Source organism: Mycolicibacterium aubagnense (assembly GCF_010730955.1).
Taxonomy (GTDB): Bacteria; Actinomycetota; Actinomycetes; order Mycobacteriales; family Mycobacteriaceae; genus Mycobacterium; species Mycobacterium aubagnense.
In genome coordinates, this window is record NZ_AP022577.1 from 5,008,327 (window position 1) to 5,023,124 (window position 14,798).

Genomic DNA, 14,798 nt, shown 5'->3' on the forward strand with positions numbered 1-14,798 from the left:
ACCGATGACCGAACGCGGAATCTGGCTCGCCGACGTCGCGCAGGCGGAGAACCTGGCCACCTTCGTCGAGCGTGTGCTGCGCCTTGACGAAGCGGCGGTGGTGCGGTTGCGGATGCGCGGTGACGGTGTCATTGTCGCCTGGGCAGCAACGGGTTTCGAGGTGCTGGCCGCGCGGGTGCTGAGCGGCCGGTTGACGCCGTCTGACCTGTGCGCCGGCGCTGACGCCTTGAGCCGTGAGCTGCCCGGTTCGGGCCGCATCGATCCGGGGTTCGCGATGGACTCGGCGTGGCGGGGTGCGCTGCCGCCGGACAACGGGTTCAGTCACCTCGACGATGTGCCGGCCCACGCGATGATGGAGCTGTCGCAGCGGGGCGTCGATCTGGCCCGCGAACACAGTGGGGCACAGGGCCCGCCGCCGTCATTGCTGGACCAGGACGTCGTCACGGTCAGCGCCGGCGACATCGAGGTGGGCATCCCGATGCGGTGCGTATTCGCCTTGACCGCCATGGGTTTCGTACCCGATCCGCTGCCCGAGAACGAGGTGGTCCGGGTCCGGGTGCATCCGACGTGGCTGAGGATCGACGCCCGCTTCGGCTCGGTGTACCGCCGGCGCGGCGGTCCGATCCTGTTGTCGCCCTAACCCGCCACGCGAGCACGAGAGCCGGGAACACTATTGAGTTATCAAGGTGCACAGCAGGTTTCAGATAGCGCTTGACGCGGCTATGCCGCAACGGCGTCCAGTCGCATGGTGCGGCGGTTGTAGGCCGGGATCGGGTTCCGGTGTGGGTCGACGGTCGCGGGTGGGATGAGCCAGGGGTGTTTGTCCAGGCCCATGACGACGTCCCAGCCGTCGTGATGCACATTGGCGTGACACGCCGGGCACAGCAGGCACCCGTTGCTCAGGCTGGTTTCACCGTCGTGGGTCCAGTGCACGATGTGGTGCGCATGGGTGCGCCCCGGCGGCGCCCCGCATTTGATGCAGCATTGATCCCGCAGATAAAGCGCTTTGCGCAGATGCGCCGGAAACAACCGCTTCTCCCGCCCCATCTCCAACGGCACCCGTTCGCCGTCCACGATCACCGTCGTCACGGTGGTGTCGCAGCAGATCCGGTCCAGGGTCAGGGCGCTGACCGACCCCATGAACGCCAACTCCGCCAGATCCGGGGCATCAGCGGGCACCGTCACCAGAAGCTGGGTGCGCGGTGCGGACGCGATATCCCCGCCGCGGGCCGCGATATCCAACACCGCCTCCAGAGCGTCCGCGCGTCGCCGCCCCGCCGACCGCGTATCAGGGCTGCCATCGGGTTCAGGGCGCGGCGCCGAAAGTTCCTCCATCGCGGCGATGTATTTCGCGCCCACTTCGGCATCCAGATCCGCACGCACCTGTAGCCGGCCGTCGCTGGTCACCCGGTGATCGACGGTGTTGATGGACCGGTCCTCGGCTGCCGGCAGCCCACCCTCAGCGGCGGCATGGCGATTACCGAGCCGCCGGGCCCGCGCCGTGATCTCGGCCGGTGTGGCACCGGAGAAGAACTGCCCCAGCAGATCACTGACCTGCGCGAAGCGGGCCGCCTCATCCACCGGGCCGGGTGAGCGTGCCCGAATATGGTTGATGCCCTTGACGATCGCATCGACATGCTCACCCGAGATCGCCCCGTCACCGGCATGGGCGGCCAGCGTCGGCAACGACGGCAGCGCACCACCGATACGCACCCACCGCTCGGCCACCGCGGGTGCACACCCCAACGACATCAACAACTCCCGCAGCGTCCGCCCCTGCGACGCCGCCACCCCACACCGACCCAGCACCCCGGCCACCACCGCCGCCAGATGATCAACCAGATTCCGCAGCGTCTGCAGCGTCCGCATCGACTCGAGGGCGTCGTCCCGGGTGATGTCATCCGGAAGGTGTACGCCTCGAGCGATGTCGAGGCTGGCGGTGAGATCTTCTGCGATTCCCATACCAAATTTTATCGAACAAACGTTCGAATGACAACGGCTGGAGCATTGGATCTTGCGATGTATCAAGACTTCGGTGACAGTTTTGCGGTCTAGGAGGTGACTCTTCTGGCCCGAGGCTCGGGGCCGGGTGTCAATGAGCCGATCGGGACTGGCGGAAAGGTGGGCTGACCGCGTAGCCCACCGTCAACCTCATTCAGCTTGCAACGAGCGCATCATGCCAGCACTGGGTATCGGTGATCTGAACCAGTGCGACGACCTTGTCGTCACGGACGGTGATGTCGTGGACGAATGCGGCTGAATACTGCTCGCCGGCGAAGTGCCACCCAAGCGGACCGGCAAGCTCGTCCGCGACCTGGTCGGGTTGTTGCTCGACGCTCCCGTCGACTAGCGGACCCGGACGCGGCCCGGACCTGTTGTTGCGATCGTCAGTCGGGAATGGTCGCGTACGCCCGGACCGGGAATGTGCCGAAACCTTCGATGCGCGGCGGGACGGCGGTGAACCGTGCACCGCGGGCCGGCAGTGCCGCCAGGTTGGTGAGGTGCTCGACGACGTGAATCCCGTTGCCCAACAGGGCGGTATGGATGGGGCGCCGGCCAGCCGATTCCGGACTGGCGTCGTCGATGTTCACCGAGTCGATACCGACGAGCGCCACGCCACGATCGATCAACAGCTCGGTGGCAGCTTCGGACAGGAACGGCGCGTCGATGCCGTAGGCCTCGGTACCGAAATGCCGGTCCCATCCGGTGTCGATGAGGACTGCGCAGCCGGCCTCGATGTCGTCGGGTAGCTCGGCGACATCGACGCTCCGCGTTGCGACGTCCCGACGGTGTACGACGATGGCGGGCAGGTCCACCAGAGTGTTCAAGTCGAGCCCGGACAGGTCCGGGCCGTTCTCGTAGCGATGGAACGGGGAGTCGATATAGGTCCCCGTGTTGCCGACCATGGTGATCGCGCCGATCGCGAACTCGGTGCCGGGGGCGTAGACCTCGCGGGACGCCTCGCGAGTGAGGTGGTCATCGATCGACGGTGCGGGCAACCCCGGATAGGTCACCATGCCGGCCCGAATCAGGTGAGACAAATCGACGAGCATGGCGACCCTTTCCCGCGCGGCTGATGCCCAACCTTAGCGAGACGGGACGGGCTCCTCGGCGGCGGTCGCCGGAATCACCCGGTCGAGTAACGGCGCGGCCAGCTTCTCGACCAGATCAAACGAAAAGGGCTGTGTCATACGGCGATTGATGCCGGGTGCGATGCGGTGCATCACGTAGCCCAGCCATGCCTCTGCCCGCACCGGGACCACCGCGAGGTCGAGGTTGACCGCCCGCACCGCGGCTCGCGCCACGAGATCGGGGCTCATCGGCGAGATCGGCAGGACGTCCGCGAGCGCTTGAAGTTGTCTGGTGAGGCGCTTCGCCTGCTCGACCAACGCGGGGTCTACGCCGACCGTCACGGCTCGGTCGCCGATATGGGTGTTGATCACGCCGGGGCAGACCGCGCTGACGCCGATGCCGTACTGCCTGAATTCCAGGCGCAGACATTCGCTGAGCATCTTGACCCCCGCCTTCGACACCGAGTACGGCGCCATGACCGGCGTCGGCGTGAACGCTGCTGCCGAAGCGATGTTGACGATGTGACCGCCTCGACCACGCTCGGCTATCTGCGCACCGAACACCCGGCAGCCGTGCACCACGCCCATGAGGTTGACGCTGAGCTGCTTGTCCCAATCCGCGGCGGATAGTTGGAGGAACGGACCGCTGACGAGGATGCCCGCGTTGTTGACCACGACGTCGGGCACGCCGTGCTCGGCACGCACGTCGCGCGCGAACACCTCCCACGCGTCCGGGTCGGCGACGTCCAGCTGGGCTGTCGACGCCCTGTGGCCGGCGCCTTTGATCATGGCCGCGGTCGCCTCCGCCAGGTCGAGGTTGATGTCGGAGACCACCACGTGTGCACCGAGTTTGGCGAAGCGGATGGCGGTGGCACGACCGATGCCGCTCCCGGCGCCGGTGACCACCACGAGCTGCGGCTCGAGATTGTTGATTTTCATCCGGCTTCCTTCGACGTGGCTGCTACTTCGTGTGCGTTGGCGGCGCCGGTCCCGTATCGGTAGACGTCGAGGTTGTAATGGCGGTTCTGCCAGTACATCTCGCCGTGTGTCGTCGGCCGGAACGGTGAATCACCGTGGTAGTCGATGTAATACGTGTTGGAGCCGGCGCACGTCGGTGTGAACAGGACGTTGCGTTCCTGGCGCCGCAGACAGTGCTGGAAATAGGCGTCGTGAACTTCCCGGCGGATCTCCACCTCCCGGGCACCGCGCCGATTGGCTTCGGCGATCGCGCGGCTCAGGTGTGCCGCGGTGGCCTCGATCATCCACAGATACGACCCGAGCACGAACCCGTAGGGGCCGGTGATCATGAACATGTTCGGGAAACCGGGAACCGAGACGCCTTGGTAGGCCTGAAATCGATTGACGGCCCAGAACTCCGCGGCGTCGAGTCCGTCGCGACCGACGACGGGGAAGGGCGGTACCGAATCCCGTTCCCACAGTTTGAATCCGGTGGCACAGATCAGGACGTCCACCTCGTGCTCGACGCCGTCGGCGGTCACCACGCCGTGGTCGATGATGCGCTCGATGGAATCGGTGACGAGGCTGACGTCACTCCGATTGAACGTCTTCAGGTACTCGTTGGACATTGACGGCCGCTTACAGCCCAGGCCGTAGCGGGGGATCAGTTTCTCTCGGGTCGCAGGGTCGGTGATCTGACTGCGCATCCAGGCCCGCGCCGGAGCCTCCGCGAGCTTGCGCGTCGCCTCGACCATCCAGCTCGGTCCGGTGAGCATGCCGCCCATCCCGATCTCGGTCGCGACGGTTCCGGCGGCGCGGAGCACCGACCGCAATTGGCCGAACTCGAGCACTGCGCGGGCGATACCGTGAATCTCACTGTCCGGCTTGGGGAATACCCAGATCGGCGTGCGCTGAAAGACAGTGAGATGCGCGACCTCGTCGACGATCGCCGGCACCAGCTGCAGCGACGTCGCGCCCGTTCCGATCACGGCCACCCGCTTGCCGGCCAGTGCGACGTCGTGGTCCCACAGGGCGGTGTGCATGAGCACCCCGCCGAAATCCTGCAGACCGGGAATGTCCGGCATCTTGGGCCGTTCCAGTCCGCCGACGGCCATCACGATGTGACGCCCGGTGATCTCGGTCCCGCCATCGATCCGCAACCGCCACATGCAGTTCCGCTCATCGAAGGTCGCGCCGGTCACGTTGGTGCCCAGCCGCAACTTGTCCCGCAAGCCGTACTTGTCCACCATGTCGTCGGCGTAGTCACGCAACTCGCTGCCAGGCGCGAAGACCCGGGACCAGCCGCCGCGCTGCTCGTACGAGAAGCTGTAGATGACCGACGGGATATCCACCGCGACACCGGGATAGGTGTTCGCATGCCAGGTGCCCCCGACGTGGTCCCACTTGTCGACGACGACGAAGTCGTGGATCCCCTTGCGCTGGAGGGCGATACCGGCGCCGATACCGCCGAACCCGGCGCCGACGATCACGACCTCGTGATCTGGTTCGTGTCGCTCGGCCGTCGGCGGCTGTGCGTACTGAGTGCTGGCGGTCATGTCCGGCGCCCGGCTATCGCACGTAGCCGACGAGTTCGCCACCGGCGCCGAACAAGTCGTGCCGCCAGCGTTCGAGGATCTCATCGGTGGGCACGTCGTCGGGGTGGAAGCCGGGTCGCAAGTACTCGTGAATCTCCCCGAGGATGCCGCGCACCAGCGGCCCGCGGAATACGCCGTACGTCTGGCGCAGCACCGTGATCGGTCGTGGCCATGCCGTTGGATCCAGCAGGATCGACAAGGCCACCGCGGCCGTGACGACCGGGATGGTCAGGAAATACATGAACCACATGACGGCGATGCGGGTGCGCTCGGAACCGCCCACCGACCGGTAGACGTCGAAGGCGACGGACTTGTGCTCCAACTCCTCCATGGCGTGCCAGTTCAGGAGACGCCAGACCTCGGGATCGCCTGGGATTGCCTGGATTTCGTCGTTGGAGAGCACCCGCGCGCCCAGGACGGCGGTGTAGTGTTCCGCGGCGGCCGTCATCGCCAGATGCACTTTCGCCGGGATCAGCTTCTCGATGCGCAGCACCATTTTCTGTCGCACGCTGGTCGGGGCGAACAACAAGAACCGCACCAGCGGATAACCCATGTCCGCCAACTGTGTGTTCAACTTGCGGTGTTCCTGTCCGTGCACGGATTCCTGGCCGATGAACCCCGCGACGCGCTTCTTGAGTGCCGGGTCGGTGATCTGGTCGGAGAAGCGGCGGACCGACCGGATGAACGACTCCTCTCCCGGGGGGAAGGAGCCGGACAACACGGCCACCAGGTGGCTGAACACGATGTCGCCCTCTACGAAGTGGCGCTTGAGGGGCTCGGGGTCGCCGAACCGGAATCGCATCCGGCGGACTGTCGGGTAGGCGACCCCGCTCGGGGTGATGGGTTCTGCACTCATGATCGGTTCCCTTTCGTGGTGTCGGCTATTTCAGGTGGTCGACCAGGACACCGTCGGTGCCGAAAAGCGTGTCCCGCCACTGCAGGGCCAGCGCGCTGGTGTCGACATCGTCCGGGTGAAATCCAGGACGCAGGTATACGGCGAGATCACGCAGCAGGCCCTTGAATATCGGGCCGGTGAACAGGTCGTACGTTTCGCGGGCCAGGCGGTCGGGTCGGCGCCGCGCCACGGGATCAGACCCGACGGAGACGGCCAGGGTGGCCAGAGTCAGCGGTAGGAGCACGGTGCACACCGCCGCGCCGGCGACGAAGTACTTCCGGCCCGCTTCCTGGTTGAAGCGGAAGCGGATTCGCCGGGTCCGGGGATAGAGCGCCCGGGGGTCCCGCTCCGGCGTCATCTTTGCGCGTTGCTCACTGCGTACGGACATGCCGCCGCCTTTCCTCGAACAATCAGTAACTAGTACCGCGAGTTCTAGTAGTTCGAAGCTACGACGACAGGTGTGAATGCGCAAGGGTATTGGATAATGACGTTTTCTGAACCGTCGGAGCGCAGGTCGCGACGGCCGCGCCGGGTCACTCGGTGGTGCCGAACAACGCCATCTGTTCGTCGGGCGAAATGACGACGCCGCGGGCCGCGGCCGCCGCAGACACCGCACCCCAGATCACGGGCGTCAGCTGAGCGATGAGTTCGTCTTTGCTGATGGTCGGCTCGTTGAGCCACCGCAGCACCCCCAGGGCAACGGCACCGAGGATCGCGTCGGCGGTGTATTCCAGGTGGTCGGCATCGCCGTCGTGGGCGCGCAGCATCGCCGCGAGAACCTCGGTCATCGCGCTGGACAGATTGCGGCCGTTCTCGAGCAGCTTGGTGCGGGAGTGGTCGTCGCTGAAATGCGAACCGACGACGAACCGAAAGAGGTTGGGGCGCTCGGCCACCAGATCGATGTAGCCGGCCAGTGCTGAACCAACGAGCTCCAGCGCCGTAGCGGTGACGTGGAAGCACGGAATGACGCGCTGCACGATCAACTCCTGCATGCGCTCACCGACGGCGGCGAACAACGTCTCCTTGTCGGTGAAGAAGCGATACAGCTTCGGTCGTGGCACGCCCGCGGTTTTCACGACGTCGTCGATCGAGAGGTCCGGACCGAACTCGTCGATAGCTCGAAGGGTTGCCTCGATCAGCTCGGCCCGCACCGTCGCGCGGTGGGCGCGCCAGCGGTCGGCGCGCGCGTCACCCGTCGGTGCGGACAGCCGCACCGCTGCGCGGGTCGCATCCACGGGCATGGGTTAATCGTAGGCCAGCCAGAGTGCCGTGTCGGGTGGCATTCGCCGGTCCGGTAGCGGCCCACTGGCAAGCAGAACCCGGCCGGCCGGGACGTCGACCGCAGTGCTGCCGGCATTCAGCAGACATACCAACCCGTCTTCGCACTGAAATGCCAGCAGATCGTCCGCGGTCGGTAGCCACCGCACCGAATTCCCCAAAGCTGTTCGGGCCCGGCGCAATTCGATCGCCTGCCGGAACAGCGTCAACGTCGACTCCGGGTCCACGGACTGCGCCGCAACCGTCAACGGTCCCCAGTCGTCGGGCATCGGCAGCCAGGTGTCCGAGGTTGCGGAGAACCCGTAGGGCGCGGCGTCGCCGGACCAGGGCAGCGGCACCCGGCAGCCATCGCGACCCCGCTCGGTGTGGCCGGACCGCTCCCAGACCGGGTCCTGCAACACCTCGTCGGGCAGGTCGACGTTGGGCAGGCCGAGTTCCTCGCCGTTGTAGACGAACACCGCCCCGGGCAGCGCCAGCATCACCAGCGCCATCGCCCGGGCCCGCGAAAGTCCCTGCGCGCCATCGCCGTAACGGGTCACTTCGCGTTCGACGTCGTGATTGGACAGCGTCCACGTGGGCGGGGAATCGGCCAGCTCCGCAGCAGCCAGCGAGTTCTCGATCGCTTCACGGACCGCGGCTGCGGTGAAATCGGCTCGTACCAAACGGAAATTGAAGCCCAGGTGCAGTTCGTCGGGGCGTAGGTACTTGGCGAAATCGGCGTTGTCGAACACCCACACCTCGCCGACGGTGGCCGCGCCGGGATAGTCGTCCAGCACCGTCCGGATGCCGCGGTGAATGGCGTGCACGCCATCGTTGTTGAAGCGCGGATCGTCTGCCTCGGACGTCAGCATGGCGGTGTCGGATTCCACGGCGGGCTCCGCCATGTCCGGCAGGTCGCCGGGTTTCGCCATCCCGTGCGCGACGTCGATCCGGAATCCGGCGACCCCGCGGTCCAGCCAGAACCGCAGCGTCCGTTCCAGATCCGCGGCGATTTCCGGGTTGTCCCAGTTCAGATCCGGCTGTGCGGCATCGAACAGGTGCAGGTACCACTGGCCGGGCCTGCCGTCGGGTTCGGTGACGCGAGTCCAGGCTGGGCCGCCGAAGACAGACGTCCAATTGTTCGGTGGCCGGGCGCCACCCCGCCCGCGGCCGTCCCGGAAGAGATAGCGGGACCGTTCGGGGCTGTCGGGGCCCGCGGCCAGGGCAGCCTGGAACCACGGATGCGCCGAGCTGGTGTGGTTCGGAACCAGGTCCATGGTGACCTTGATGTCCGCAGCGCGGGCGGCGGTGATCAACCGCTCGAGCGCCGCCATCCCGCCGAACAGGGGATCGACGTCACGCGGGTCGGCGACGTCGTACCCGTGATCCACCATCGGGGAGACCATGACCGGGTTGAGCCACAGCGCGTCGACGCCGAGGCCCCGGAGGTAGTCCAGGTGCGCCGTCACGCCGTCGAGATCACCGACGCCGTCACCGTTGCTGTCGGCGAACGAGCGTGGGTAGAGCTGATAGAAGACCGCGCGTGCCCACCACCGCGGGTCTGTCATCAGAACGCCGAGTTCACCATGTGCTGGGCGGCCATGTCGAAGTAGTCCAACAGTGCCTGCCGGTGGGCGTCATCGATGGTGTCGGCGCCGATCGAGGCGAGCGCGCTGTGCATGCACCGCAGCCAGGCGTCCCGTTCCAGGAAACCGATCCGGAACGGCGCGTGCCGCATCCGCAACCGTGGATGCCCGCGTTCCTCCCCATAGGTGCGCGGACCGCCCCAATACTGCTCGAGAAACATCCGCAGCCGGTGTTCGGCGCCGTCGAGGTCGTCCTCCGGATACAGCGGGCGCAGGATTTCGTCGTCGCGGACCAGTTGGTAGAACCGCGACACCAGGAGCCCGAAGGTCTCCGCTCCGCCGACTTCGTCGTAGAACGACCGTTGCACCTCTGTCACGGTCGCCATTGTCCACGAGGGCGCTCCGGTGCGTTCGGGACGGGACTCGTCACCCGAAGTTCATCGGATGGTCCAGCTAACACGCCGGAATTCCCGTGCGATCTCTGCCGATCCGTGATGGACTGTCAGCACGGAGGACGTATGTCGCAACGGAGGAAAGGCCGCGGCCACAGACTTCATGGCGCCGCGGCAGGCTCGCTTGGGCCCGTATCGAGCCCTGCGCTGTCATCACCCCTGCACGCAGTCGAGTCAAGTCCCGTGGAGGGATCAGTCGGTTCGTTCTGGGGCCGCCGCCGCGTCCTGCTGCTGAATTCGACCTACGAACCGTTGACCGCGCTGCCCATGCGCAGGGCAGTCATCATGGTGCTGTGCGGCAAAGCCGACGTGGTGCACGACGATCCGACCGGTCCGGTCATACACTCGGCGACCCGCGCGGTCGCCGTGCCGTCCGTCATCCGGCTGCGAAACTTTGTGCGGGTCCCTTACCGGGCCCGCATTCCTATGACGCGGGCCGCGCTGATGCACCGGGACCGGTTTCGGTGCGCGTACTGCGGCGGCAAGGCCGACACCGTCGACCACGTCGTGCCACGGAGCCGCGGCGGCGAGCATTCCTGGGAGAACTGTGTGGCGGCCTGTGGCCCATGTAACCACCGCAAAGCCGACAGGCTCCTCTCGGAGTTGGGCTGGACATTGCACGCGGCGCCGTTGCCGCCCAAGGGGCAGCACTGGCGGCTGCTGTCGGCCGTCAAGGAACTCGATCCGGCCTGGGTGCGGTATCTCGGAGAAGGCGCCGCCTGACTTCCGGCAGCGGATTGCCCCTGTCGCCCGCACGGGCGAGGCCGGTGCTGATACGGTTTGCGCGTGAGCATTGCACTTACTCATTCGCTGCTCGGCGGGGTGCCGCTGGCACTGCTGCTGGTGCTTGGCGCGCTGTTCCTGCTGCGCAAGGGCCCGCATCCGGACACCTACAAGATGACCGACAAGTGGACCCACGCGCCGATCCTGTGGGCGGCCGAGGAACCGGCGGATCACGGCCACGGCGGCCATGACTCGCACCTGACTGTGGGAGGTGGCGCAAGTGGCAAGTGGTAGCCAGACCGAGGTCGCAAACATCGATCCGGCCAACCTGCCGTACGGCTACGCCGTCACGTACAGCGGCCGCATCTCCGGCGTCACCGAACCCGGTGAGCTGTCGGTGCACTATCCGTTCCCGGTCAAGGACCTGGTGTTCCTCGACGACGCCCTGAAGTACGGTTCGCGCGCCGCCGGCGCCCGCTTCGCCGTCTACATCGGCGACCTGGGTGCGGACACCGCCGCCACCGCCCGTGAGGTGCTGGCGACCGTGCCGACGCCGAACAACGCCGTGCTGCTGGCCGTGTCGCCGGACCAGAAGGTCATCGAGGTCGTCTACGGCTCCGAGGTCCGCGGTCGCGGCATCGAAGAGGCTGCTCCGCTGGGCGTCTCCGCGGCGGCCGCGTCGTTCAAGCAGGGCAACCTGATGGACGGGCTCATCAGCGCGGTTCGCGTGCTGAGCGCCGGCGTCTCGCCAGCCTGATTTCGTCTTTCACTCTGGCCGGGGTGCGAACCACGTGTTCGTCCCCGGCCAGAGTTTTTTTTGCGTTGACTCCGCGCTGCGGGCACAGTCCGCCGGCGCGAATCCGGCCGCGAATCCGGCCGTAAATCCGGCGCAGCCGCGGGATCAGCGAGCGGTGGGGTAGCGCTTGCGCAGACGGGCCTCGTAGCCCGGCTGCAGCGCGGTCAGGCTGATGTCGCCACCGTAATGCGCCAGCACGCGCGGATCCATCACGCGGCGCCACAGCGGCGGGCAGATGGCGAGCAGCAGCATGGTGCCGTAGCCGCCGGGCAGCTGCGGGGCCTCATCGGCATGACACAGTGCCTGGTACCGGCGCATGGGGTTGGCGTGGTGGTCGGAGTGCCGCTGCAGGTGGAACAGGAAGACGTTGGCGATCACGGTGTTGCTGTTCCAGCTGTGACTGGCGCGCACACGTTCATAACGGCCGCCCGGCAGCTTCTGCCGCCGCAGGCCGTAGTGCTCGAGGTAGTTGACCGTCTCCAGCAGGAAGATGCCGATCACCGCCTGGCCGAACAGCCACGGCAGGACGACCACGCCGAACCAGGCCACCAGGATGACGAACAGGATGACGCTCAGCAGCCAGGCGCCCAGGACCTCGTTGTGCAGCGACCACTTGGACTTGCGCACGCGGGCGAGGCGGTCGCACTCCAGCTGCCACGCCGACCGCAGGCTGCCGACAACCGACCGGCCGATGAAGGCGTACAGACTCTCGCCGAGCCGTGAGCTGGCCGGATCCTCCGGAGTCGCGACGCGCACGTGGTGACCGCGGTTGTGCTCGACGAAGAACTGGCCGTAGCAGGTCTGGGCCAGCGCGATCTTGCTCAGCCTGCGCTCGGACATGCCGCGCTTGTGGCCGAGCTCGTGGGCGGCGTTGATCGCGATGCCGCCGACCGTCCCGACCGCGGCCATGAGGCCGAGCTTGTCGGCGAGCGACATGGTCACCCAGCCACCGCCGGCCCACAGCCAGCACGCGAAGATCAGCGACAGATACTGCGCCGGCAGGAACAGGTGGGTGGCGATGCGGTAGAAGGGGTCGTCCTCCAGACGGCGCAGGTCACCGGGCGCCTGCTCGGCTTCGGGTCCGACGATGTGGTCGAGCAGCGGCACGAGCCCGAACGTGAGAACCGAGCCGGTCCACCAGAAGGCGTCGACGCCGGTGAGCGACACCAGCAACCAGGACAGGGCGACCATTCCGGGGGTGATGGGGCCGAGCAGCCACACATAGCGCTTGCCGTCGCGCCATTTGGACTTGGGTGCAGCGGCCGTGTCAGACGTGCCAGATACCGCAGGCGCGGGAGGCTGCGACGCCTCCTGACCCGCGCGCAATGCCGACAACACCCCGTATTCGTACCTGCCTTCGGCCGTTTGCGCAAATACGGGACGGTAGCCAGAGCCAGTTCTTGTCCGTATTCTCGGCGTTATCCAGCAAATTGTCTGAAGGGTCAGCATGCGGTGGCATTCCGGCCAATTGCCCGGCTGGTGTCCCCGCAGTGGGGCACCTATCGTCCGTTCGACGTCGGCGACGATAAACTTGCAGGTAGAGTGCCATACACGCATGAGAGTGACGTACGACATACCGTGCGTGACACGGGCCTGGCGACGCGCTGGCGGCGGGATCTCGCGGAGCGGCGGAAACCCCGCGGCATCGTGTAATTTTTGTGATGAATCCGATATTCGGGACGCTCGCACTGGTCTGCTACGGGTTAGCTGGACAGTAAGGCGGAAGGACGATCTTGGCAGTGTTGCAGGGCCGGCATCGACACATCCGGCGCCGGGGCTCGGCCTGCGCAGCGGACGCATGTTCCCCCGTTGCGGGTAGCCGATGAGCCCGATCAGCCGGCGGCAGTTTCTCGGCGGCGCGGCGGTGGTGGGCGTCGCCGGCGCGGCCGGCGTCGGGGTCCTCGTCGAAAGATCGCGCGACCGGACCGAAGCCCGGAAGCACTTCTCGGCCATCGTGATCGGCAGCGGGTACGGCGGTGGCGTCTCCGCGCTGCGGCTGGGGCAGGCCGGCATCGAGACGTTGGTCATCGAACAGGGCAGGCTCTGGGACAAGCCCGACGACGACGGCAAGCGGTTCTCCAAGATGCTGCCCCCCGACACCCGCGCCGGCTGGTTCACGAAGGTGGCGCCGAGTCTGGTCACCTCCTTCGGCGGCTTCACCGTCGAGCAGGTGGCTGAGCACGCGCCGTCGCCCCAGCCGATCCAGGCCGGCATCTGTCAGAAGGTGACGCACGGCGCCCACGACGTCTTCCGGGGCCTGGCGGTCGGTGGCGGCTCGATGGTCAACGCGGGCATTGCTGCCATCCCGACGCAGCGGCAGGTCGCCACCGCGTTTCCCGACATCAGCACCGACGAGTTCCTGAGCACCTATGTCGAACGCGCCAAGACCGCGCTGAAGATCAGTTACCGCGACATGCCCTGGTTCGAGGAGACGCCGTGCTTCCAGTACGCCCGCGTCGGCCGCAAGTATGCGGCGGCCGCCGGCTACAAGGTCGACTACAACGGCAGCTCCTACTCCTTCGACTACCTGGTCAAAGAGGCCGCCGGCCAGGTGCCGCAGTCCTCGCTGGCCTTCGAGCAGCAGTTCGGCAACAACTACGGCCGGTTCGGCAGCGTCGACCAGACCTACCTCGCCGAAGCTCTCAAGACCGGCCACGTCACGCTGCGCCCGCTGACCGAGGTGACCTCGATCCGCCAGGACCGCTCGGGCGAGTTCGTGGTGTCCACCCGCGAGATCGATCGCTGGGGCAAGGAACTGTCCAAGACCGAATTCGGTTGTGACCAGCTGTATCTGGCGGCCGGCGTGCTCGGCACCACCAAGCTGCTGCTGAAGGCACGGGAGACCGGTGGCCTGGCCCATCTGAACGATCAGATCGGCAAGGGATACGGCAACAACGGTGACGTGATGGTCGGACACAACCTGGCCAAGAGTGATCCGGCCGGCACCACGCAGTCTCTCATGGGCATCATCAACATCGACGGTCGCGACGACCCGGACAACCCGGTGTACGCCAGCATGTTCTCCATGCCGCTGCCGGTGGAGACCTACCTGCTGGGCTACTACGTCATGGTGGACACCGGCGACCGGGCCGACATCACCTATGACCGCCAGTCCGATACCGCGACCATCCAATGGACCGACGCCTTCGCCGCGAACAACGAGGCCAGGGCGAGGCAGGTGTTCGACAAGATCCTGCACGCCAACAAGGTCGACTACCGCGATGACTTGTTCAGCGGAAAGGTGTTCGCGCCCAACACTGTTCACCCGCTGGGCGGATGCGTGCGGGGCAAGGCCACCGACGCCTTCGGGCGCGTGAACGGCCACCGCAACCTGTTCGTCAACGATGCGTCCCTGATGCCCGGGCACCTCGGCTGCAATCCCTACATGGCCATCACCGCGCTCGCCGAGCGCAACATCGAGGGCATCCTGCAGGGCCGCACCTAGGCCGGAGTCGGCCAGGTGCGG

The 14,798-nt window shown here is 66.7% G+C and carries 15 protein-coding genes; 5 read left to right on the top strand and 10 right to left on the bottom strand.

The annotated features are described in order from the left end of the window. The first annotated feature begins 4 nt into the window (after positions 1–4). Positions 5–640 (top strand): DUF8185 domain-containing protein, encoded by a 636-nt coding sequence (locus G6N59_RS24000; protein ID WP_138229430.1) that lies wholly within the window; start codon positions 5–7, stop codon positions 638–640. 80 nt (positions 641–720) lie between these two features. On the opposite strand, the gene G6N59_RS24005 is transcribed toward G6N59_RS24000, so the two are convergent. The 9 genes from G6N59_RS24005 to G6N59_RS24045 form a co-directional block, all read right to left on the bottom strand. After that, positions 721–1,962, bottom strand: coding sequence for an HNH endonuclease (locus tag G6N59_RS24005; RefSeq protein ID WP_138229431.1), 1,242 nt, complete (start codon positions 1,960–1,962; stop codon positions 721–723). A 425-nt stretch (positions 1,963–2,387) separates the two neighbouring features. Further along, positions 2,388–3,053 (bottom strand): cyclase family protein, encoded by a 666-nt coding sequence (locus G6N59_RS24010; RefSeq protein WP_138229433.1) that lies wholly within the window; start codon positions 3,051–3,053, stop codon positions 2,388–2,390. Positions 3,054–3,086: 33 nt separating this feature from the next. Next, positions 3,087–4,010: an SDR family NAD(P)-dependent oxidoreductase gene (locus G6N59_RS24015; protein WP_138229434.1), complete on the bottom strand. Its 924-nt coding sequence runs from the start codon at positions 4,008–4,010 to the stop codon at positions 3,087–3,089. Then, positions 4,007–5,584 (bottom strand): flavin-containing monooxygenase, encoded by a 1,578-nt coding sequence (locus G6N59_RS24020; RefSeq protein ID WP_138229435.1) that lies wholly within the window; start codon positions 5,582–5,584, stop codon positions 4,007–4,009. The genes G6N59_RS24015 and G6N59_RS24020 overlap by 4 nt, the downstream gene beginning before the upstream one ends. 13 nt (positions 5,585–5,597) lie before the next feature. After that, positions 5,598–6,479: a metal-dependent hydrolase gene (locus tag G6N59_RS24025; RefSeq protein WP_138229436.1), complete on the bottom strand. Its 882-nt coding sequence runs from the start codon at positions 6,477–6,479 to the stop codon at positions 5,598–5,600. A 25-nt stretch (positions 6,480–6,504) separates the two neighbouring features. Further along, entirely contained in the window at positions 6,505–6,906 is a 402-nt protein-coding gene (locus G6N59_RS30725) for a metal-dependent hydrolase (RefSeq protein ID WP_179970232.1), read from the bottom strand. 145 nt (positions 6,907–7,051) lie between these two features. Then, a complete protein-coding gene (locus G6N59_RS24035; protein ID WP_138229437.1) occupies positions 7,052–7,759 on the bottom strand; it encodes a TetR/AcrR family transcriptional regulator in 708 nt (235 codons plus the stop codon). 3 nt (positions 7,760–7,762) lie between these two features. Then, positions 7,763–9,343, bottom strand: a complete 1,581-nt coding sequence (locus G6N59_RS24040; protein ID WP_138229438.1) for a glycoside hydrolase family 13 protein — start codon at positions 9,341–9,343, stop codon at positions 7,763–7,765. Further along, on the bottom strand, positions 9,343–9,747 hold the full coding sequence (locus G6N59_RS24045) for a globin (protein ID WP_275938275.1): 405 nt from the start codon (positions 9,745–9,747) through the stop codon (positions 9,343–9,345). The genes G6N59_RS24040 and G6N59_RS24045 overlap by 1 nt, the downstream gene beginning before the upstream one ends. Before the next feature lie 132 nt (positions 9,748–9,879). On the opposite strand from G6N59_RS24045, the gene G6N59_RS24050 reads away from it, so the two are divergent. The 3 genes from G6N59_RS24050 to G6N59_RS24060 all read left to right on the top strand — a co-directional run bounded on the left by G6N59_RS24050 (position 9,880) and on the right by G6N59_RS24060 (position 11,293). Continuing rightward, positions 9,880–10,536, top strand: coding sequence for an HNH endonuclease (locus tag G6N59_RS24050; RefSeq protein ID WP_138229440.1), 657 nt, complete (start codon positions 9,880–9,882; stop codon positions 10,534–10,536). Positions 10,537–10,599: 63 nt separating this feature from the next. Continuing rightward, positions 10,600–10,830 (top strand): aa3-type cytochrome oxidase subunit CtaJ, encoded by a 231-nt coding sequence (gene ctaJ, locus G6N59_RS24055; RefSeq protein WP_138229441.1) that lies wholly within the window; start codon positions 10,600–10,602, stop codon positions 10,828–10,830. Further along, a complete protein-coding gene (locus G6N59_RS24060) occupies positions 10,817–11,293 on the top strand; it encodes a DUF5130 domain-containing protein (protein ID WP_138229442.1) in 477 nt (158 codons plus the stop codon). The genes ctaJ and G6N59_RS24060 overlap by 14 nt, the downstream gene beginning before the upstream one ends. Positions 11,294–11,437: 144 nt before the next feature. On the opposite strand, the gene G6N59_RS24065 is transcribed toward G6N59_RS24060, so the two are convergent. After that, positions 11,438–12,670, bottom strand: coding sequence for an alkane 1-monooxygenase (locus G6N59_RS24065; protein ID WP_138229443.1), 1,233 nt, complete (start codon positions 12,668–12,670; stop codon positions 11,438–11,440). Between the two features lie 484 nt (positions 12,671–13,154). Here G6N59_RS24065 and G6N59_RS24070 point away from each other — a divergent pair, with 484 nt between their 5' ends. Further along, complete coding sequence (locus G6N59_RS24070; RefSeq protein WP_138229444.1) at positions 13,155–14,777, top strand: GMC oxidoreductase; 1,623 nt, start codon at positions 13,155–13,157, stop codon at positions 14,775–14,777. Positions 14,778–14,798 lie beyond the last annotated feature (21 nt).